The organism is Mesorhizobium sp. L2C066B000, from assembly GCF_000502335.1.
In the GTDB taxonomy this organism is placed as follows: Bacteria; Pseudomonadota; Alphaproteobacteria; order Rhizobiales; family Rhizobiaceae; genus Mesorhizobium.
On sequence record NZ_AYWZ01000002.1, the window covers coordinates 225,864 to 246,031 of the forward strand.

Below are 20,168 nucleotides of genomic sequence, written 5' to 3' on the forward strand. Positions count from 1 at the left end.
AGTGAGCGGAGGAAACGACATGGCCAAGGCAGCCAAGGCAGCCAGGCCCGCGAAGGCCAAGGCCGAACCGATCGTACTGACGATCGATGTCGGCGGCTCGCATGTGAAAATCCTCACCAGCGCAGGCGGCGAGATGCGCCGGGCCGATTCCGGACCGGACCTGACGCCGCAGCAAATGGTCGCCACGGTGAAGACGCTGGCCGAAGGGCTGGCCTATGACGTGATCTCGATGGGCTATCCCGGCCCGGTCAGGCACAACAGGCCTTCGCTCGATCCCGCCAACCTCGGCAAGGGCTGGGACGGCTACGATTTTGCTGCCGCCTTCGGCAAGCCGGTCAAGGTCGTCAACGACGCGCTGCTGCAGGCGATCGGCAGCTACGATGGCGGGCGCATGCTGTTCCTCGGCCTCGGCACCGGCCTGGGCGCGGCGATGATCCTCAACAATGTCGGCCAGCCGATGGAACTGGCGCATCTGCCGTACCGCAAGGGCGGCAGTTTCGAAGATTATGTCGGCGAGCGCGGCCTGGAGAAATACGGCAAGAAAAAATGGCGCAAATACGTTTTCGACGTCGTCGGGCGGCTGCGTGCGGCGCTGCAGCCGGATTATGTCGTCATCGGCGGCGGCAATGTCGACAGACTGGATGAATTGCCCGGCACATCCAGGCGCGGCGACAATACGCGCGCTTTCGAGGGCGGTTTTCGACTATGGCGCGACAAGGCGCTGATCGTCTGATAGTATTAAAATTCAGTATAGTTGTTCAAAATGACGTGTGGCGCGATACGAAGTCATTGCGTTACGCAGATTTGGCGATTAGATCGGTGGCACCGGATGGAATCATCTGGCGCAACCGCACATATGCGGCAAGACAAATGACTAGAGCGGATTTCCGGCTCCGCTGGGACCACTCTGGGAGTTTCCGCCACCCCCCTAGCGACGGAGAGATAAATTGGCCGACGACAGCAACGACTCTGACAAGGACATCGACCTGCTCGAGCTTACCGCCCATATCGTGTCCGCTTACGTCGAGAAGAACCGCTTGCCCGTTGCCGGCCTGAGCGATCTCATCGCCAGCGTTGCGGCGTCGATCGGCGGGCTCAGCCAGCCGCCGGCCCCAGTGGCGGCGCCGCAGATCCCGGCCGTCAATCCCAAGCGGTCGGTGACGCCGGACTACATCATCTGCCTCGAGGACGGCAAAAAATTCAAATCGCTGAAGCGCCATCTCGGCGTCCATTTCAACCTGACGCCGGAAGCCTATCGTACCAAATGGGGCCTGCCGGCCGACTATCCGATGGTTGCCCCCAACTACGCGGCGTCGCGCTCCGAGCTGGCCAAGTCGATCGGCCTCGGCCGCAAGGCCGCAGTGGCCGCGCCGGCCAAAGCCAAGGGTCGGAAGGCCAAAGTTCCGGCCTGAGTGGGATCAGCGCCTCGGCCCTGAGCCAATCGTTTGGACGACTGGAACAGAAGCCTGCCGGCGAATGAGCCTTGGCAGGCTTCGTGCTTTTATGGCTTGTACCTCTGAGTGTCAGGACTTTGGGGGAGCAGCCATGAACTACGCCAGAATGGTGATCGAGAAAGAGGCGCCGGAGGAATACGGCTACGATCGCATTCGGTTCAATCTCTCCGAAAGCTCGATCGCCGATCAGAAACTCTCCGACGTCGGCCTGTCGCTGCCGGATCTCACGCTGTTCTACGGCGAGCATCGCGGCGACAAGGAGTTGCGGGCGCTGATCGCGGCGCAGGATTCCGGCATTTCGCCTGACGATGTTCTGGTGACCGCCGGTGCGGCGGGCGCGCTCTTCATCATTTCGACCTCGCTTCTGTCGGAGCGCGACCACCTTGTCGTCGTCCGGCCGAACTACGCCACCAACATCGAGACCCCCAAGGCGATCGGCTGCGCCATCTCCTATGTCGATCTCGATTTCGACGCAGGCTTTGCCATCGATTTCGGCCGCGTCGCCGCCAGCATGCAACCGAACACCAAGCTGATCAGCGTCACCTGCCCGCACAACCCGACCGGCACGATGATGGGCCGGGCCGATCTCGACGCGCTGATTGCGCTGGCCGAAGCGAGCGGCTGCCATCTGCTGGTCGACGAGACCTATCGCGACCTCTCCTATGGACAGCGCCTGCCGGCGGCGGCTTCTCTCAGCACCAAAGCGATCAGCGTCTCGTCGCTGTCGAAAGCCTTCGGCATTCCCGGCATCCGCATTGGCTGGCTGATCACCAGCGATGCCGAACTGCAGGAGCGCTTCCTCGCCGCCAAGGAGCAGATCGGCATTTGCGGCAGCGTCATCGACGAAGGCATTGCGCGCGGCATGCTGGGGCGCCGCGACGCTTTCTTGGGCGCGCTGCTGCCCGAGATGGCGAAACGCCGCGACATCGTGCAAGACTGGATCGACCGCGAGCCGCTGGTCGACTGGGTGCGGCCACAAGGCGGCGTCGTCGGATTTCCAAGGCTCAATGTCAGTCCAGACTTCGACCTCGACCGTTTCTACGTCAATCTCTTGGAAAACCACGGCACCTATGTCGGTCCCGGCCACTGGTTCGATATGCCCAAGCGCTTCTTCCGCGTCGGTTTCGGCTGGCCGAAAGAGGCGGAATTACAGGGCGGCCTCGACGCCATCTCCGCCGCGCTGAGGCAGTAACGTCCGCGTGCAATCGGGCGAGCGGCTGGAAAACCGCTTGATCCAGGCCCGATTTTCACGCATACGCGCCCCGAACTTTGATAAGTTTCATTGGCCGGAACAGCGCCCATTTCCGGGAAGTGCCCCGCCGGCCAATGCAAGCAACGGGGCCTGCATCCATGACATCCCATTCCCATACACCGCCTGACCGGCGTTACGCCGCCTTCCGCCATCGCTCCTTCCTGAGCTATTGGGCGGCGCGTTTCCTGACCACCTTCGCCACCATGATCGTGTCCGTCGCCGTCGGCTGGCAGATCTATGATCTGACGCGCGATCCCTTCGATCTCGGCATTGTCGGCATCGTCCAGTTCCTGCCGTCGCTGCTGCTGGTGCTGGTCACCGGCGTTGTCGCCGACCGTTTCGGCCGCCGCCTGATCATGGCGCTGGCGACCGTAGTCGAGGCAGGTTGTGCGCTTGTCCTGTTGTACTTCACGCTGCGCGGTCTCGTCAGCCCGCTGCCGATCTTCATCGTGCTGGCTATGTTCGGCCTGGCGCGCGCTTTTTATGGGCCGGCCTCGTCGTCGCTGTTCGCCAACCTTGTTCCGCCGGAAGATTTCGGCAATGCGATCGCCTGGAACTCGTCCGCCTGGCAAACGGCGACCATTGTCGGCCCGGTCGCCGGCGGCCTGCTCTATGGCGTCTCGGCCGAAGCCGCTTACGCCGTTGCCTCCGTGCTGATGCTGGTGGCCGGTCTGCTGATCTTCACCATTCCGAAACCGGCCCAGCAGAGCGCCACCGACAAGCCGACGATGGAGACGCTGTTTGCCGGCTTCCGATACATCTGGAGCGAGAAGGTCGTCCTGGGCGCCATCTCGCTCGACCTCTTCGCCGTGCTTCTGTCCGGTGCCTCGGCGCTGCTGCCGGTCTATGCCCGCGATATTCTGGAACTCGGCCCGTGGGGCCTCGGCCTGCTGCGCTCGGCGCCCGGCATCGGCGCCATCTGTGTCGCGGTCTGGCTTGCCGGGCATCCGCTGCGCGACAGTGCCGGCAAGATCATGCTCGGCTTCGTCGCCGGGTTCGGCGCCTTCACCGTGCTGTTCGGCGTCTCGACCATCACCTGGCTGTCGATCCTGGCCCTTGCCGGCCTCGGCGCCACCGACATGTTCAGCGTCTATATCAGGGAGACGCTGATCCAGCTGTGGACACCCGACGAGGTGCGCGGCCGCGTCAACGCCGTCAACCAGGTCTTCGTCGGCGCCTCCAACGAAGTCGGCGAGTTCCGCGCCGGCACCATGGCGGCGCTGATCGGCACCGTGCCGGCGGTGGTGATCGGCGGCGTCGGTGCGATTGCCGTCGCCGGACTGTGGGCGGTGCTGTTTCCGCAACTGCGAAGGGTGCGGCATCTCAACAGCCGCAACTGATCGAGTAAGCCGCAGGATCCGGCGCTCGGTCCAAATCAGCTGCGCCGATGACGGCTGAGATGGGCCGGAAGCGGATGGGCCGGTTCTGGGCGAACTAGCCAGATGGCGGGGCAGCCACAGGGTGGACATTTCAGTCCATATGGAAAATGATTATGTTGCCATGCACAATACTGTAGTGCTCTGGTCTCGACGAGAAACCTTAAATATAGAAGAGAACCACCCGACCTCCGGGTCCAGCTAGCGGGGACGCAAATGGACACTTCAGGGAATCGGCAATCGCATCGCGACGCAAGCGGGCGACCCAGCCGATCGGTCGGCTGGCTGGCCCGCTCCGCCGTCCCAGTGGCATTCCTGCTCGGCATGGCTTTCAGCAGCAACGCGTTTGCGCAGGACCAGCAACTGCCGGTGGTGACGGCGGCCAAGCCGGTGGTGCGTGAAATCGTCGAAGACGACGAGTTCGTCGGGCGCTTCGAAGCCGTCGACGAGGTCGCCATCCGTTCGCGCGTCAGCGGCTATCTGGACAAGATCAGCTTCCAGGACGGCGCACTGGTCAACAAAGGCGACCTGCTCTTCACCATCGACCAGCGTCCGTACCAGGCGGCCTACGATGCCGCCAAATCGCAAGTGGACGTCGCCAAGTCCCTGCTCGAATTCTCCAAGATGCAGCTGGATCGCGCCGATGAGCTCGCCAAGACCGGCAATATCTCGGCCGCGACGGTCGACGACCGCCGGCGGGAATACCTTTCGGCGCAGGCGCAGATGCAGGGCGCGACGGCGGCGCTGACGACGGCCAACCTGAACCTGGAGTTCACCGAGATCAAGGCGCCCTTGTCCGGCCGCATCGACCGCCGGCTGGTGTCGGTCGGCAACCTCGTGCAGCCGGATTCCACCTTGCTGACGACCATCGTCACGCGCGATCCGATCGACTTCTATTTCGACGTCGATGAGCGCCTGTATTTCAGCTACGCCCGCGACGCGAAGGAGCGCGGCGGCAGCATGCAGGAAGGCGCCGGCGGGCTCGAGGTGGTGGTTCGCGTCGCCGACCGCGCGGAGGCGGTATTCAAGGGCAAGCTCGATTTTGCCGAGAACCGGATCGACAACGCGACCGGCACCATGCGGGTGCGTGCAAGGTTTGCCAACGCCGACGGCGTTCTCCAGCCAGGCATGTTCGGGCGCATCAACGTGCCGGGGTCGCTGCCGCATAGCGGCGTCCTGGTGCCCGACGAGGCGGTCGGCGCCGATCAGGATCGCCGCATCGTGTACCTGGTGGATGAGGCTGGGATGGTGTCGGCGAAGCCCGTGCGCACCGGCCCGCTTCTCGACGGCTACCGGGTGATCCGCGCGGGCCTGACCGGCGACGAGACGATCATCGTCAATGGGCTGATGCACGCCAGGCCCGGCACCAAGGTGAAAGTCGAGATGGTGACGTTGCCGCCCAAGGTCGAGACCGCCGGGTTGCAGCAATGAGGTTCGCCCATTTCTTCGTCGACCGTCCGATCTTCGCATCGGTGGTTTCGATCGTCCTGCTGATCCTCGGCGGGATTGCCTATACCCAGCTGCCGATCGCGCAATATCCCGAGATCGCGCCGCCGACCATCGTCGTTCGCGCCCAGTACCCGGGCGCCGACGCCGAGACAGTGGCAGCGACGGTGGCAACGCCGATCGAGCAGGAGATCAACGGCGTCGAGGGCATGCTTTACATGTCGTCCTATTCGTCCGGCGACGGGGCGATGGCGCTGACCATCACCTTCAAGCTGGGCACCGATCTCGACCAGGCGCAGGTGCTGGTGCAGAACCGCGTCTCGGTCGCCGAGCCGCGCCTGCCCGAAGAAGTCCGCCGCCTCGGCATCACCACCATCAAGAGCTCGCCCGACCTGATGATGGTCGTGCACATGCTGTCGCCCGACAATACCTACGACCAGCTCTACGTCTCGAACTACGCCCGCTCGCGGGTGCGCGACATATTGCTCAGGTTGGACGGCGTTGGCGACCTCATCATCTTTGGCGAACGCGAATATTCGCTGCGCATCTGGCTCGATCCGGAAAAACTGTCCGCCTTGGGGATGACCTCGGGCGATGTGGTGCAGGCGCTGCGCGACCAGAACGTCCAGGTGTCGGGCGGCTCGATCGGCGCGCCGCCGACCAATACCGGCACGGCGTTCCAGTACACGGTCACCACGCAAGGCCGCTTCAACGACGCACGCGACTTCCGATACGTGATCGTCAAATCGGCCGAAGACGGCCGCCTGATCCAGCTGCAGGACGTGGCGCGCATCGAGCTCGGCGCCAAGGATTACGTCACCAACTCCTATCTCAACGGCAAACCGGCGGTGGCGCTCGCCATCTTCCAGCGGCCAGGCACCAATGCGCTCGCCGCAGCCGCGGAGATCCAGGACAAGATGAAGGAGCTTTCCCAGGACTTCCCGAAGGGGTTGAGCTACGACATCGTCTACAATCCGACCGAGTTCGTCGCCGAGTCGATCCAGGAGGTCTACAAGACGATCCTCGAGGCGATGGTGCTGGTCATCATCGTCATCATCGTCTTCCTGCAATCGTGGCGGATGGCGATCGTGCCGATCGTGGCGATCCCCGTGTCGCTGATCGGCACGCTGGCGGTGCTTTACGCCGCCGGCTTCTCCCTCAACATGCTGACGCTGTTCGGCCTCGTGCTGGCCATCGGCATCGTCGTCGACGATGCGATCGTCGTGGTCGAGAACGTCGAGCGCAATATCGCCAGCGGGCTGGCGCCCAATCCGGCGTCGCATCTGACCATGGACGAAGTCGGAACGGCGGTCATCGCGATCTCGCTGGTGCTGATAGCGGTGTTCGTGCCGACAGCCTTCATTCCCGGCATTTCCGGGCAGTTCTACCTGCAGTTTGCGATCACCATCGCGGTGTCGACGGCGATCTCGGCATTCAATTCGCTGACGCTCTCGCCGGCCTTGGCCGCGCTGCTGTTCAAGCCGCACCACACTGCTGCGGCGCCGCCGCGCTTTTTCCTGGCGCGGTTCGGACGGGCGCTCGCCGACGGCTTCAATCGCGGCTTCGACAAGGTCGCCCATTGGTATTCGAGCATCGTGCGCGTGCTGGTCGGCTCGCGGATAGCGATCGCCGCCACGCTGGCCGTTTTCGCGGCCCTCATCTACGCCACGGTCTATATGGTCCAGACGGTGCCGCGCGGTTTCATTCCGTCGCTCGACCAGGGCTATGCGATCGTCGTCGTCCAGTTGCCGGACGGCGCCTCGCTATCGCGGACCGATGCCGTCATCCAGCAGGCGTCGCAGATCATCCAGAAAACGCCGGGCGTCGACTACGCGGTCGCCTTCGCCGGCTTCTCCGGTGCCACCTTTACCAATGCCAGCAACGCGGGCGTGATCTTCGCCAGGTTCAAGCCGTTTGACGAGCGACTGGAAGCCGGCCAGTCCGCGACCCAGGTCATCGGCAATTTGTTCGGCAGCCTGCAAAGCATCAAGGAAGCCTTCATTATCGCACTGCCGCCGCCGCCGATCCGCGGCGTCGGCAATGCCGGCGGCTTCAAGCTGCAGATCCAGGAGCGCAACAGCGCCGACATGCGGCAGATCCTGGCGCTTGCCTATGAAATTGCCGGCAAGGCCAACAAGACGGCGGGGCTGACCGGCGTGTTCACCACCTTCTCCGCGTCCAGTCCGCAATTCTTCCTGGCGATCGATCGCGACAAGGCGCGCATCCTGAACGTGCCGATCCCCAACATCTTCGAGACGCTATCGATCAATCTGGGTACCGCCTACGTCAACGACTTCAACGCTTTCGGGCGCGTCTACCAGGTGCGCGCGCAGGCCGACCAGGCGTTCCGCCTCGATCGCGCCGACATCTTGAAACTGAAGGTGCGCTCGGCGACCGGCGCGCTGGTTCCGCTGGGCACGTTGATCGAGATCCGCGACGTCACCGGCCCGGCGCTGGTCCAGCGCTACAACATGTACGTCTCGGTGCCGCTGCAGGGCAACGCCGCGCCCGGCGTTTCCACCGGCGATGCGCTTGCCAAGATGGAAGCGATCACGGCACAGACGTTGCCGGCCGGTACCTCCTACGAATGGACCGAACTCGCCTATCAGGAGCGTAACACCGGCAATGCCGCTGTCTATATCTTCGGACTGTCGGTGCTGTTCGTGTTCCTGGCGCTGGCGGCGCAATATGAAAGCTGGGTGCTGCCGTTCGCCATCGTGCTGGTGGTGCCGCTCGGCGTGCTCGCGGCGTTGCTCGGCGTGTCGTTCCGAGGGCTGGACAACAACATCCTCGTGCAGATCGGCCTAATCGTGCTGATCGGACTTGCCGCCAAGAACGCGATCCTCATCGTCGAATTCGCGCGGCAGGCGCAGGAACGCGGCCTGTCGGCCGCCGAGGCTGCCGTCGAAGCCTGCCGGCTCAGGCTGCGGCCGATCCTGATGACCGCCTTCTCGTTCATCCTCGGCGTCGTGCCGCTGATGATCGCGACGGGCCCGGGCGCCGAAATGCGCCAGTCGCTCGGCACCGCGGTGTTCTCCGGCATGCTCGGCGTCACCTTCGTCGGCCTGTTCCTGACGCCGGTGTTCTACGTCACGCTCAGGTCGCTGTTTTCACGGCGCAATCCGCATGCCGAGGCCGAGCCTTCGGCACCGGCAGAGGTGCCGTCGGAGACGGCCGCCGAGTAGTGTTACACGGGCAGTTCGTGGCGCTGCCGACTATTTCGTTTTGGTGTTGAATTCACGGTTTGCGGCATAGTCGATAGTGAAGGTGCCCGCAGGAGCGCGAACGCCCTGCTTCACGTTGGATATGGTGACTGTCGAGGTAAGGCCCCTCTCGTCAGTCAGGGTCCATCTGCGTAGGTCGAGCGATTCCCTGTCAAACACCATAGTGATATTCGAATTGCCGAAGGCCGACTTGTCGGCCAGCCTGATGATCACCTGGGCGCCATCGTCCTTGATACTTTTGAGGCGATTGCCGGAAAAGTTGACCTGATTGTCGAGGAGCAGCTTGAGCGGCGTCTTCGAGAGAGCATAAAGCCGCGATGTCTTGAGCTTCTTGTTATAGACCACCAAGGATTTTCCATCTGCAATTACGCTGACCCCTGATTGGCCTGCATAGTTGAACCGGATCTTGCCCGGCCGCTGGAGGAAAAATTTCCCTTTGGTCCTTTCCGCTCTTGGGCCCGACTGGACAAAGTCCCCGGACATGGACTTTACCGATGAGAAGTGATCGGCAATCGTCTTCGCTTCTACAGGTGCGGCCAAGGCCGCGGTCGAAAGTTCGGCGTTTATCGCGACAGCGCTGACAACGGCGAACCAGAAAGCCCGCAGTCTTTTGCTGTTATATGCCATTCAGTTATCCTACCCCGAAAAGACGCGTGATCGAAAGAGATCACGCGTCTTTGAGATCAGTAGCCGTCCGGGCACTGAGCAACGTAAACTCGACCGTTCCGACCGCGATATCTGCACTGGCCGGCTTCGCTGGCGTGCCCGATGACCGCCCCGGCCAGCGCTCCGACCGCCCCGCCAACAACCGCCCCTTTTACCGGGTCGCCGGCCACTGCTGCGCCTACAGCTGCGCCACCCAAACCACCGACGGCAGCGCCTTGTTCGGTGCGGGAGCATGCCGCGAGCGGAATGAGTAGGCTCAAAATGAGCAGCGTCTTCTTCATTGGTTCTCTCCTGGGGCCGTTATTAGCCGAAGCTTAAATGCGCCACGGAGTTTTTCGATCCATCGGAGTGTTTGGGGCGCAATCCAAATCTGCGGGAACGGGCTAAGGTCCCGGATCCATCGTACACGCCTCCCAGAGGTAAGTCGTCTTTGGGCAAGCTCGGCCGTTCAGAGTAGTTGGATCTTGCTCTATCCCTCAGTAGGCTTGCCGAAGATAAGGCTCAAAAATTCGCTCAGCCAGCGCTTGAGGTGCATATCCCAGATCAGCCGGCCGCCGAGATGGTCGCGGCCGGGCTGCGCGCCGGGCAATTCGAAACGGTGCGCGCCGCGCACCACCCAGCGCTGCATCATCAACCGGGTCAGTTCGCCATGGAACTGGATGCCCCAGGCATTGTCGCCATAGCGAAAAGCCTGGTTGGGGTAGGTTTCCGCCGTCGCCAGCAGCGTCGCATCCCTGGGCAGCGAAAAGCCTTCGCGGTGAAACTGGTAGACCATGTCGGGCCAAGGCAGCAGCTTCTTGCCGGCTTCGGTCGGCTTCAGCGGATACCAGCCGATCTCGNCCAGCCCCTCGCCATGCCCCTCGACCTTGCCGCCGAGATGATTGGCCAGCATCTGCGCGCCAAGGCAGATGCCGAGGAAGGGCCGGTTCTCCTTTAGCGGAACATTGAGCCAGTTGGTCTCGCGGCGGACGAACTCATCTTCGTCATTGGCGCTCATCGGCCCGCCGAACACCACGGCGCCGGCGTGTCCCTCCAGCGTCTCCGGCAGGCTGTCGCCGAGAGGCGGCCGGCGGATGTCGAGGTCGAAACCTTCCTCGAGCAGCATGTGGCCAACCCGGCCGGGGCTCGAAGTCTCCTGATGCAGCACGATCAGGACTTTTGGTTTCGAGCTCGGTCTGGGCGGCATGGAAAGGCGGAATCCTATTCGTCGCTCGACGTTCCGCTGGCGTCGGGCGCGGCGGCCGCCGCCTTGCGGCGCGCCTCGACGCGATCCTGGCGCTCGACGCCGATCAGTTCGGCAACGCGCCAGACGGTGTTGTCCTCCAGTTCGTGCAGTTCGCCGTCGGCATAGACGATTTCCCACATCAGGCCGATGAAAGCCTTGCGCGCCTCGGCGTCGAGATGGCGCTTCAAGACGCTGGTGAAGGCATAGAGGTCGATCGCCTCATTGTCGGCGCGCTCGCCGGCGGCAGCCAGTGCATCGAGCTCGTCGCCGCTGATCGAATAGCTCTGCGCCAGCACCTGCTTGAACCGCTCCCACTCGACATCCTGGCGTACGCCGTCGGCATTCATCACATGATAGAGCAAAGCCGACGCCGCAACGCGCGGATCGTCCGCATTGGCGCGAGCCCCAGCCCCGGAGGGCAGGTCTTTCAGAAAGGCCAGGACGCGTTCAAACATGGTGCTCACTTCACATTATTGGAGCATGATCTTTTCCAAAAACCGGTATCCACTTTTTGGGATCATGCTTCAGCGATCAAAACAGGCGGAAGCGGCGCGGTGACTTCTCCGCTTCGTCATCGGGGTCGACGCCGGGGTCGTCGGGCAGCCGCGCCAGTTCCTCGGCAGGTTCGACGGGTTCGGCATCGGGTGGTATTGCGGCGAAAGCGGCGGCGGTGACCGGCGTGACCTGGTCGTCGCCCACAGCGGGCTTCGGCTCGGTCGGCGCCTCGCTGATCGTCTTGGCAACGGCGGGATGATCGATCACTTCGGCTTCCTTTGCCGGCTTGGCGGGTGCCGCAAGCACCGGCACATCGGCTTCGTCTTCATGGCTGTCGATGAGCTGGCCCAGCCGCTCCATCGGTGCGCGCCAGGCGAAAGCNACCGGCGCCCAGCGTTCGGAGACGACGCCGTCGGCGACCCAGGCCGGATCGCGCGGCGCCCTGACCGCCTTGGACAGCAATTGCCTGATCTTGCCCTGGTCGCCGGTCTCTGCCTCCTCGATATCGGCCAGCAGCAGGTAAGCGCCTTCCCGGCGATCCATGCGGATCGCGGCTTCCGCCTCGCGGCGGGCGGTGGAAAAATCCTGCGCATCGAGCGCGGCGCGCGCCACCGTCATCGACGATTCGGCATTGTTGCGCTTCAGCTCCTGCAGCTTCTTCGCCCGGTTGAGACGATCGACCACGGCATCTCCCGGCCTTGCATGGGTGTAGAGCTCGGCGATCTCGGGATGCGGCTCAGCCTTCCAGGCTGCCTCAAGGATCTTCGAGCCTTTGCGCACATCGTTCTGTTTGAACAGAAGATTGGCGGCTGCAACCGCGGCCGGCGCGAAATCGGGCGCGAGCTTGTTTGCCTCGAGTGCCGCTGCCTTGGCTGCATTGGGGTCGCTGTCGGTCAGCGCCTGCGCCTTGGCGGTCAACAGCACGGCGCGGCGGCGATTGGCGGCGTCGCGTTCGATCTGCCTGGTCGACTTCTGCGCCTCCACCAGCTTCAGCGCGCCGTCCCAGTCGCCGCGCCCGGTCAGATCTTCCAGCGTCGATTCGGCGGCCCAAGCCAGTTGCGGCGCGACGGAAGCGGCGCGGCCGGCATAGTGACGCGCCGCGTTGCGGTCGCCGAGCCGTTCGGCTTCGAGATAGAGCCCGCGCAGGCCAAGCAGCCGCATTTCGGGGTCGTCGAGCATGGCCTCGAATTTTTCGCGCGCGCCCTCATGGTCGCCTTCGAGCAGCGAGGCTTGCGCTTCGAGCAGCTGGATCAGCGGCTCCTGGTCGGAGCGGATCAGTTTGGCGGCTTCCTTGGACTTCTTGCGGGCCAGCGCGCCATCGCCGGCGCCGGCTGCGATCATGCCGGTCGACAGCGCCTGGTAGCCGCGGTCGCGGCGGCGGACGCGGAAATAGCGCGAGATCGTGTATGGGCTGTTCCACAGCGACTTGATCAGCCACCAGACGATCATCACCGCTGCGACGACGGCAACGATCGCCACCGCCGCCACCATCAGGCTGACCTGGTATTGGTAACCGTTGAAGGTAACGACCATCTCGCCGGGACGATCGGCCAGCCAGGCAAAGCCCAGACCGAGGGCGAAGACGGCGGCGAGAAAGATGAGAATGCGGATCATCGTGTCGTCCTCATGCCTTCATCGCTCCTGCAATCAGCGCGTCGACCTGCGTCTCGACGTCGATGCGCGCCTTCAGTTTGCCGGCAAAGTCGGCGCCAGCAGCCTTGACCGCATCCGGCAGCGTTGCGTATTCGCTGAGCGCCTTGGCGTAGTCGCCCTGATTGACCGCCACTTCGATGCGCGCCACGGTTTCCGGCGCGCCGGCGCCTTCGACGCCGCCGATCGGCCGGACCTTGACCAGCGATTCGGCGCTCGACAAAAGGTTCTGGAAGAAGCCGGCATTTTCATCGACCGGCGTCGCCGCCGCGACCATCGCATTGGCCGCGGCGTCGGCCTCGCCGGCGATCTCGGTGCGGGTCGGGACGCCCTTTTCAGCGTAGGGGCGCAGCGCTGCAATCTGCGGTGCATCGGGCGAGATCGCCGCGAAGGTCTCCAACTCGGCGGCGAACGGCGCGCCGCGGTCAAGCGCCGCCTTCAAGGCCGAAGCGGCGATGGCCATCGCGATCTTTGGCTGCGAGGCCTGCGCATCGACCTTGCCGGCGAGCTGCGTCACCGACTGCTCCAGCGCGGCGATCTTGCCTTCCTGCGTCTTGGCTGCCTCACCGGCCGATTTCACCAGTGCGTCGAGGCCCGCCAGTCTTTCATTGAGCGGCGCGAGATCGACGGGCGCTGCACCACCGGCCTGGCCAAGGGCGGCAACCGCCGTCTCGATCTGCTTGACCTTGTCGCCAAGCGCGGCAAGCCCGGCATTGTCGCCGGCGCCGTCCTTTTCGACCGCCGATTTCAGCGATGCGACATCGGCCTTGACCTGATCCAGCGCCGAAGACAGCCCGTCGACCTTGGCCGTTGCGGCGCCATTGCCGCTGGCTTCCCTGAGGTCGGCGATTTCGCGCTTCAGCGAAGCGATCTCGCCATTGACGCCGTCGAGCGAGACCGTGCCCGCCCCTGAGCCCGGAGCGCCAAGCACGCCGGCAAACTGCAGCCCCCCGGCGGCAGCCAGGGCGATGACACCGCCGATGATGCCGGCGGCAATGCCGTTCGTGCGCTTCGGTTGCGCGGCCATGGGCTGGTTCCCGGCTGTCCTTGGGGTTTCCTTGGGTGCACCCGGCTTGGGCGAGGCATCCTCGAAACTGAAGTCGGAGGTTCTGGCGCGCGGTGGCGCATCCGAAGCAGTGGGGTAAGGCTGCTCCGCCTGGGTGGACGCCTTGGCATCGGCGCTTTCGGGAGCGGCCTGCGCCGCGGCATCGGAGTGCTCCCACGGCTCGAGATCGGCCTGATCGGCATGAACGGGCTCGTCAGGCGTCTCCGGCTGCGCATTGGCCATGGCAGCGGCATCCTCAGCCGCAACCGACCCTGCCGGGGCCTCGACGTCGTCCGAGTTGGCGACATCCGTCTTGGCGGCATCCGCATCGGCAATGCGCGAGACAGCACCGGGTTCGAGTTCGATGGTCACCGGCTCGCGGTGGCTTTTCGAATGTCGCATCTTCGGCGTCTTGACCATGCCTGGGCTCCGCAATCCTGCTTCGTCTGGGCGCCCGACGGCGCGTGATGGTTTGAAAAATGGTCTAGCACATCATCATCAGGTGAAAAGGGGCGGCGTGATGACACGGCGCTCAGTCGCCGCGGTGCAACAGCTCAAGCAGCGCCTCCTCCTGCGGTTCCCGCGCAATGCGTATTTTTTTGCCGGCGGCATTGTCAAACGCCGCTGCCACGCGCTCGGAGAGCGCAAAAGCCTGCATGTTTTCAAAGAGATCGCGCAGTTCCGCCCGGCTGGCCAAGGCCTGCAACGCTGCCGCCGCCTTGGCTGAATAGAGCAGCACCGCGTCGACCGCCTGATCGGACAGGCGTGTACGGATTTCAGCATCGGAATAATCGAGCGAAATCGTGTCGTAGGTTTCGACGGTGCGGACCTCGACGCCGGCCTTTCGCAGCCGCGCCTCGAATGCCGGAAACCGCACGCGCCCTGTGAGATAGACGACCGCCTTGCCGGAAAGGCCGGCAGCAATCGCCTCGGCCAGCCGCTCGGCGTCGCCCGCCCCTTCACTGACCGACAAGAACCCTGTCGAACGTGCCGCTTCAGCCGTCCTGCGTCCGACGGCATGGCAAGGCAAGGCGGCGAGCGCACGAATGAGTTCTTTCGGCGCATGCCGCACCGCATTTGCGCTGGTCACAGCGACGGCCACGGCATTGTCGCTCGCAGCATCGGCGCCAACCGGCAGTGTCACCGTTTCGGTCAGCGGCAGAAGGAGAGGCTCAAATCCCAATTCCTGCAGCCGCCGCATGGTGCGCGACGCCCCGGGTTGCGGCCGCGTCACCAGGACACGCATGTCAGACCCAGCCGTCGAAGAAGGTTTCGCCCGCTTTGACCCGCACCATCCTGGCCGCGTCCGTGCCGATGTCAGCGGCGTCCAGCGCCAAGCCTTCGGCCTTGACCTCATGCGATTGCGTGCCATCGGGCGAAATGATCAGCCCGGCGAAAACCAGCCTGCCGCCCGATATCGTCGCATAGCCGGCGATCGGCGTGCGGCAGGAGCCATCGAGCGCCGCCAGGAAGGCGCGCTCACAGGCCAGCGCCTGGCCTGTCGGCACATCATGGATGGCCACCAGCATCTTTTCGACCTCGCTGTCGCCGATGCGGGTTTCGATGCCGATTGCGCCTTGTCCCGGCGCCGGCGGAAAAGCATCGAGCGGCATCAGATCGGTGACGACATGGCCGAGCCCGAGCCGCTTCAGCCCGGCATAAGCGAGGATCGTGCCTTCGGCGACGCCTTCCTCCAGCTTGCGCAGCCTGGTCTGCACATTGCCGCGGAACATGACCACGTCTAGGTCCGGCCGCATGCGCCGGATCAGCGCCTGGCGCCTGAGCGAAGACGACCCGACCTTGGCGCCTTGCGGCAAGTCGATAATGCGCTTCACCGCCTTGCCGATGAAGGCGTCCCGCGCATCCTCGCGCGGCAGGAAGGCGGACAGCTCCAGCCCGACCGGCAGCACTGTCGGCATGTCCTTGGAGGAATGCACGGCGATATCGATCGTGCCGGCCAGCAGCGCCTCTTCGATTTCCTTGGTGAACAGCCCCTTGCCGCCGGCTTCCGACAGCGGCCGGTCCTGGATGCGGTCGCCGCTGGTCGAAATGACGACGACCTCGAAGGCTTCTGCCGGCATGCCATGCGCTTCCATCAGCCGCGCCTGCGTCTCATGCGCCTGGGCGAGCGCCAGCGGGCTGCCGCGTGTTCCTATTTTCAAAGTTTGCATGGCGCGCGGTCCGTGATAACCCCCGGCTGGCTTTGCGTTTCCGGCGCTCTCCCTAGCGAGGCCCGCCTCTACTAACTAGGAAAGTCCGGCGACACAATCTCTGGAGACAGCGACGAATTGATCCGCGTTCTGGGCATTGAGACTAGTTGCGACGAGACCGCCGCCAGCGTGGTGACGCTGGACGGCGATTCCGTGCCGGTGATTGCGTCCAACATCGTGCTCAGCCAGATCGAGGAGCACGCCGCCTTCGGCGGCGTCGTGCCGGAGATCGCCGCGCGTGCCCATGTCGAGGCGCTGGACGGCATTGTCGAGGCCGCTCTTGCGGATTCGGGCGTAGCCCTGGCCGACATCGACGCCATTGCCGCTACTGCCGGCCCCGGCCTGGTCGGCGGGCTGATCGTCGGCCTGATGACGGCCAAGGCGATTGCAGCGGCCGCCGGCAAGCCGCTGATCGCCATCAACCATCTCGAAGGCCACGCACTGACCGCAAGGCTGACCGACGGGCTCGACTTTCCCTATTTGCTGCTGCTGGTTTCCGGCGGCCACACCCAGATCGTCGCCGTGCGCGGCGTCGGCGACTACCAGCGCTGGGCGACGACCATCGACGACGCGCTCGGCGAAGCTTTCGACAAGACGGCCAAAATGCTCGGCCTGCCCTATCCCGGCGGCCCGAACGTCGAAAAGGCGGCAATGTCGGGCGATGCGACGCGCTTTGCCTTTCCGCGGCCGATGAGGGGCTCGGCGCAGCCCGATTTCTCCTTCTCCGGCCTCAAGACCGCCGTGCGCCAGGCGGCGACCGCCATCCAGCCGCTGAGCGAGCAGGATGTCGCCGACATCTGCGCCTCGTTCCAGGCGGCGGTAGCCGACGCACTTGGCGACCGCGTGGCCCGCGCGCTGGCCCGCTTCCGCGACGAATTTCCGGACAAGGCCGAGCCGGCGCTGGTCGTTGCCGGTGGCGTCGCCGCCAACAGAGCGATCAAGGCGACGCTGCAGAAGCAGTGCGCCGAGGCCGGCTTCGCCTTTGTCGCGCCGCCGCTCAAACTGTGCACCGACAACGCGGCGATGATCGCCTGGGCCGGCATCGAGCGGTTGCGGGCAGGCCTGTCGCAAGAGAACGGCTTCGATTTCGTGCCGCGTTCGCGCTGGCCGCTGGACAGCATTTCGGCCCCGATGGTCGGCTCCGGCCGGCGCGGAGCAAAAGCATGAGCGCCGGCAACACAAGCGGCAGGGACAGAACCGGCTGGCGCGTCGCCGTGCTTGGCGGCGGCGCCTGGGGCACGGCGCTGGCGCTGGCAATGCTGCGCGCCGGTCACGATGTCCGGCTCTACGCCCGCGACGAAGAGACGGTTTCCGCGATCCGCCGCGGCGAGAACCCGCGTTATCTCCCCGGCATCGCCATTGAAACAGGCATTGCGGCGACCAGCGATATCGGCACGGCCCTGACTGATGCCGATTGCGCACTGGCCGTAGCGCCGGCGCAGGCGCTGCGCGCCATGCTGACGACGGCGAAGCCCCATATGCCGAAAGGCATCCCGCTCGTTCTCTGCGCCAAGGGCATCGAGCGCGACACCGGCGCGCTGCTGTCGGCGATCGTTGGTGACATTCTGCCCGAAACTCCGGTTTCGGCCTTGTCCGGTCCGAGCTTTGCCGCCGATGTGGCCAGGGGTCTGCCGACCGCTGTCGTGGTTGCTGCCCCCGACGACGCCTTGGCGGCCGAGCTTGCCGCGCGCTTTTCGGCGCAGAATCTGCGCTGCTATTCCAGCGACGATTTGATCGGCGTCGAGATTGGTGGCGCTTTGAAGAATGTCTTCGCCATTGCCGCTGGCGCCGTCACCGGCGCTGGGCTCGGCGCCAGCGCGCAGGCCGCCATGGTGACACGCGGCTTCGTCGAACTGCGCCGCATCGGCGCGTCCTTCGGCGCCAAGCCGGAGACGCTGATGGGGCTTTCCGGCCTCGGCGACCTTTTGCTCACCTGCTCTTCGGCCCAGTCGCGCAATTTCGCCTATGGGCTGGCGCTGGGGCAAGGCAAGCCCTTGGCCGGACTGCCGCTCGCCGAAGGCGTGCCGACGGCGGCGATCGCCGCCCGCATCGCCACCGAGCGCGACATCGACGCGCCGATCATCGCTGCGGTGTCGGCGATACTGGACGGCACGATCACCATTCGGCAGGCTGTCACGGCATTGATGACCCGGCCGCTGAAGACCGAAAGCGGTATTTAATTGTAAACTCCCGTGAACAGCTCGGCATTGTCCCCGCCAGGCACGATGCGGTTTTCATAGTGACCTTCCGGCAGCAGCAGTGCCTCGGCTGGACCGTTGCGCAGGACAACGTCGCTGGTACCTGCCTCCAAGGATAGGGGCGAAGAATGCGAGGTGCCGTTTATCTCGACCTCGCCGTCTGCAAGCTCCCCGCTGGTCGTGTACAGGCTGTATCGTCCGGCGACAGGCACCTTGAAAACGACCGGACGACCGGAATAGAGGCGACGACCAGCCATTCTGATGTTGGGAGCGATCTGGACGTAGCTGTCGCGGATGAGAGGCGCGATCACGGTATCGATCAAATCCATGCGATATGACCAGAGGACCATCTTGGGCGGGGAATCCGAGAGAACTTTGTAGGCTTCCGATTGCCTGCCTTCCTGCAATGTTTTCAAGACATAATGCTGGTCGAGCCAGAGTGTGGAGGGCTCCTGTCGATTGGGCAGCATGGCGATGCCGTCGAAATACTTCTCATCCGGTGCGAGCAAAGATTCCGCGCGCGAGACCAGTTCAAGCTGGGTCTGATTGTTGAGGCGTAGGTAAACGACATTGCTCGCGTAGCTCATGGCGATGGCTGTGATCAGCACCGCGAGGACAGGAACCCGGTAGCGCGCGTGGGTTGCGGTGCTGTCGAGAAGCTCCAACGACCAGAGCGCAACGAACGGCAACGCCATGATGAAGACATAAGGCCAGGGCTGGTCGTGCGTGAATACCAGCACCGTGATGACGAGTGAAAAGATCAGCGCAATTCGCCTTCGACCATCGAGTTTCATGATCCGCATCAGTGACAGGGCCATACCGGAGAAACAGATCCCGTAAAGAAGGGCGTTCCGCGCCAGTGTCTGTAACACGAACTGCCTCAGTCCCCCATAGTCACCGCCTCCACGCGTCGCAATCTCGACCGGGCCAAGTATAAGGTTTTTGGCCGCGAGAACAGGGGCGCCTCCACCGAAGATCAAGCAATAGACGATTATCGGAACGGCCCATCCAAGCACGAGCCACCCTCCGCGAACCGCCCCTGTTGCGTAGCGTCTCATCAAGGCTGCGTCAGCAACAAGGCCGATGCCGAGCGCAACGTTGAAGTAGACCGATTTCTGAGTGATGACGAAGGCAAGGCCACTTAGCATGCCGGCGGCAACAAGCTGCCTTGCCCTCAACCCAGGTGCGCGCAGGACAACCAGCAACGCCGCCACGGCGAAGAACACTGCCGGCGGTTCGGCGATGGTACGAAAGATGCGCTCCATGAAATTCGAAAAGCACAGGAGAACGAGGACGATCGTCAAAGCGCGCACGCGATCCTCGCCCAGAGCGCGAGCGCATGCGTAGATCAAAGAGATCGTCCCGCAGGCCAGCAACGCAATCTGCATGCGGCCAGCAAGCAGAATCGACGTGGCATTCCAGCCGATCAGATGAGCAATCTCATAAAAAGCCGCATAGCCGACCGCCTTGGGATGCCAGATCGTATCGAACAGGCCGTTGGAGAAATATTTCGCCCATCCGAGTTGGACGAATTCATCCATGACGAAGCGGATGTTCCAAGCCAGAACGAACAGCAAGATGATCTTGAGTGCGATCAGGATATGCAGAAAAGTTGTTGTTGGGCGCTGCCCGAGAGCGAACAGCTTGTTTGGTCCCGGCTCCTGCGTTTTCAAGACAACCCCTCGATCGTGCCCAGGCAGACCAACGCCAGGCGTGCTGCCTCGCTGGGCGCAACGCCCTTCGAGGCCGGCAGCTCCGCTTGGCGAAGCATGGTTCCACCGCGGTTAATTTTCCGACACTGTGCGGAACTGAAGCCGTCGCGCTTCGGATTCTTGCAGCGCTCCGCTCCAGCCTGTCTATACGCAGCGGACTTTAGCCGCTGTTAGCCTTTTGCTTGCTAAGAAGCGTTACGTTCAGACACGGCAAC

Annotated in this window: 17 protein-coding genes; 8 read left to right on the top strand and 9 right to left on the bottom strand. The window is 64.0% G+C overall.

Annotation, left to right across the window (positions count from 1 at the left end; all coding sequences use genetic code 11):
• The first annotated feature begins 19 nt into the window (after positions 1-19).
• From X733_RS156075 to X733_RS156050, 6 genes are all read left to right on the top strand, one after another.
• Positions 20-733: an ROK family protein gene (locus X733_RS156075; protein ID WP_023818287.1), complete on the top strand. Its 714-nt coding sequence runs from the start codon at positions 20-22 to the stop codon at positions 731-733.
• Between the two features lie 214 nt (positions 734-947).
• Complete coding sequence (locus X733_RS156070) at positions 948-1,412, top strand: MucR family transcriptional regulator (protein ID WP_023687743.1); 465 nt, start codon at positions 948-950, stop codon at positions 1,410-1,412.
• Between the two features lie 133 nt (positions 1,413-1,545).
• Positions 1,546-2,646, top strand: a complete 1,101-nt coding sequence (locus X733_RS156065) for a pyridoxal phosphate-dependent aminotransferase (protein ID WP_023818288.1) — start codon at positions 1,546-1,548, stop codon at positions 2,644-2,646.
• 158 nt (positions 2,647-2,804) lie between these two features.
• Positions 2,805-4,046, top strand: a complete 1,242-nt coding sequence (locus X733_RS156060; RefSeq protein WP_023818289.1) for an MFS transporter — start codon at positions 2,805-2,807, stop codon at positions 4,044-4,046.
• 360 nt (positions 4,047-4,406) lie between these two features.
• Positions 4,407-5,513 carry an efflux RND transporter periplasmic adaptor subunit gene (locus tag X733_RS156055; RefSeq protein ID WP_023687741.1) on the top strand — a complete coding sequence of 369 codons (1,107 nt, stop codon included), beginning with the start codon at positions 4,407-4,409 and terminating at the stop codon, positions 5,511-5,513.
• A complete protein-coding gene (locus X733_RS156050) occupies positions 5,510-8,713 on the top strand; it encodes a multidrug efflux RND transporter permease subunit (RefSeq protein ID WP_023815310.1) in 3,204 nt (1,067 codons plus the stop codon). Before X733_RS156055 ends, X733_RS156050 begins: the two co-directional genes overlap by 4 nt.
• A gap of 30 nt (positions 8,714-8,743) precedes the next feature.
• On the opposite strand, the gene X733_RS156045 is transcribed toward X733_RS156050, so the two are convergent.
• From X733_RS156045 to hemC, 8 genes are all read right to left on the bottom strand, one after another.
• Complete coding sequence (locus X733_RS156045) at positions 8,744-9,379, bottom strand: outer membrane lipoprotein carrier protein LolA (RefSeq protein ID WP_023687739.1); 636 nt, start codon at positions 9,377-9,379, stop codon at positions 8,744-8,746.
• A 56-nt stretch (positions 9,380-9,435) separates the two neighbouring features.
• On the bottom strand, positions 9,436-9,699 hold the full coding sequence (locus tag X733_RS156040) for a YMGG-like glycine zipper-containing protein (protein ID WP_023670477.1): 264 nt from the start codon (positions 9,697-9,699) through the stop codon (positions 9,436-9,438).
• 188 nt (positions 9,700-9,887) lie between these two features.
• Positions 9,888-10,604 (bottom strand): glutamine amidotransferase, encoded by a 717-nt coding sequence (locus X733_RS156035; protein WP_023818290.1) that lies wholly within the window; start codon positions 10,602-10,604, stop codon positions 9,888-9,890.
• 14 nt (positions 10,605-10,618) lie between these two features.
• Positions 10,619-11,098, bottom strand: coding sequence for a TerB family tellurite resistance protein (locus X733_RS156030; RefSeq protein WP_023687738.1), 480 nt, complete (start codon positions 11,096-11,098; stop codon positions 10,619-10,621).
• Between the two features lie 76 nt (positions 11,099-11,174).
• Positions 11,175-12,752 carry a heme biosynthesis protein HemY gene (locus X733_RS156025; RefSeq protein ID WP_023818291.1) on the bottom strand — a complete coding sequence of 526 codons (1,578 nt, stop codon included), beginning with the start codon at positions 12,750-12,752 and terminating at the stop codon, positions 11,175-11,177.
• Positions 12,753-12,762: 10 nt separating this feature from the next.
• On the bottom strand, positions 12,763-14,253 hold the full coding sequence (locus X733_RS156020; RefSeq protein WP_023818292.1) for a COG4223 family protein: 1,491 nt from the start codon (positions 14,251-14,253) through the stop codon (positions 12,763-12,765).
• Between the two features lie 112 nt (positions 14,254-14,365).
• Positions 14,366-15,079: a uroporphyrinogen-III synthase gene (locus X733_RS156015; protein ID WP_023818293.1), complete on the bottom strand. Its 714-nt coding sequence runs from the start codon at positions 15,077-15,079 to the stop codon at positions 14,366-14,368.
• Position 15,080: 1 nt separating this feature from the next.
• Positions 15,081-16,004, bottom strand: coding sequence for a hydroxymethylbilane synthase (hemC, locus tag X733_RS156010; protein ID WP_023818294.1), 924 nt, complete (start codon positions 16,002-16,004; stop codon positions 15,081-15,083).
• Between the two features lie 120 nt (positions 16,005-16,124).
• Between hemC and tsaD the strand changes: the two genes are divergently transcribed.
• Together tsaD and X733_RS156000 are read left to right on the top strand one after the other, a co-directional pair.
• Complete coding sequence (gene tsaD, locus X733_RS156005; RefSeq protein ID WP_196813717.1) at positions 16,125-17,210, top strand: tRNA (adenosine(37)-N6)-threonylcarbamoyltransferase complex transferase subunit TsaD; 1,086 nt, start codon at positions 16,125-16,127, stop codon at positions 17,208-17,210.
• A complete protein-coding gene (locus X733_RS156000) occupies positions 17,207-18,223 on the top strand; it encodes an NAD(P)H-dependent glycerol-3-phosphate dehydrogenase (RefSeq protein ID WP_023818295.1) in 1,017 nt (338 codons plus the stop codon). The genes tsaD and X733_RS156000 overlap by 4 nt, the downstream gene beginning before the upstream one ends.
• On the opposite strand, the gene X733_RS155995 is transcribed toward X733_RS156000, so the two are convergent.
• Positions 18,220-19,914 (bottom strand): hypothetical protein, encoded by a 1,695-nt coding sequence (locus X733_RS155995; RefSeq protein WP_023818296.1) that lies wholly within the window; start codon positions 19,912-19,914, stop codon positions 18,220-18,222. The two genes, X733_RS156000 and X733_RS155995, sit on opposite strands and share 4 nt — an antisense overlap.
• Positions 19,915-20,168 lie beyond the last annotated feature (254 nt).

Excerpts from the sequence above, each read along its gene's own strand:
- X733_RS156075 (WP_023818287.1), top strand. The coding sequence starts at position 20 with ATGGCCAAGGCAGCCAAGGCAGCCAGGCCCGCGAAGGCCAAGGCCGAA.
- X733_RS156065 (WP_023818288.1), top strand. The coding sequence starts at position 1,546 with ATGAACTACGCCAGAATGGTGATCGAGAAAGAGGCGCCGGAGGAATAC.
- X733_RS156060 (WP_023818289.1), top strand. The coding sequence starts at position 2,805 with ATGACATCCCATTCCCATACACCGCCTGACCGGCGTTACGCCGCCTTC.
- X733_RS156055 (WP_023687741.1), top strand. The coding sequence starts at position 4,407 with ATGGCTTTCAGCAGCAACGCGTTTGCGCAGGACCAGCAACTGCCGGTG.
- X733_RS156050 (WP_023815310.1), top strand. The coding sequence starts at position 5,510 with ATGAGGTTCGCCCATTTCTTCGTCGACCGTCCGATCTTCGCATCGGTG.
- X733_RS156045 (WP_023687739.1), bottom strand. The coding sequence starts at position 9,379 with ATGGCATATAACAGCAAAAGACTGCGGGCTTTCTGGTTCGCCGTTGTC.
- X733_RS156040 (WP_023670477.1), bottom strand. The coding sequence starts at position 9,699 with ATGAAGAAGACGCTGCTCATTTTGAGCCTACTCATTCCGCTCGCGGCA.
- X733_RS156030 (WP_023687738.1), bottom strand. The coding sequence starts at position 11,098 with ATGTTTGAACGCGTCCTGGCCTTTCTGAAAGACCTGCCCTCCGGGGCT.
- X733_RS156020 (WP_023818292.1), bottom strand. The coding sequence starts at position 14,253 with ATGGTCAAGACGCCGAAGATGCGACATTCGAAAAGCCACCGCGAGCCG.
- X733_RS156015 (WP_023818293.1), bottom strand. The coding sequence starts at position 15,079 with ATGCGTGTCCTGGTGACGCGGCCGCAACCCGGGGCGTCGCGCACCATG.
- hemC (WP_023818294.1), bottom strand. The coding sequence starts at position 16,004 with ATGCAAACTTTGAAAATAGGAACACGCGGCAGCCCGCTGGCGCTCGCC.
- X733_RS156000 (WP_023818295.1), top strand. The coding sequence starts at position 17,207 with ATGAGCGCCGGCAACACAAGCGGCAGGGACAGAACCGGCTGGCGCGTC.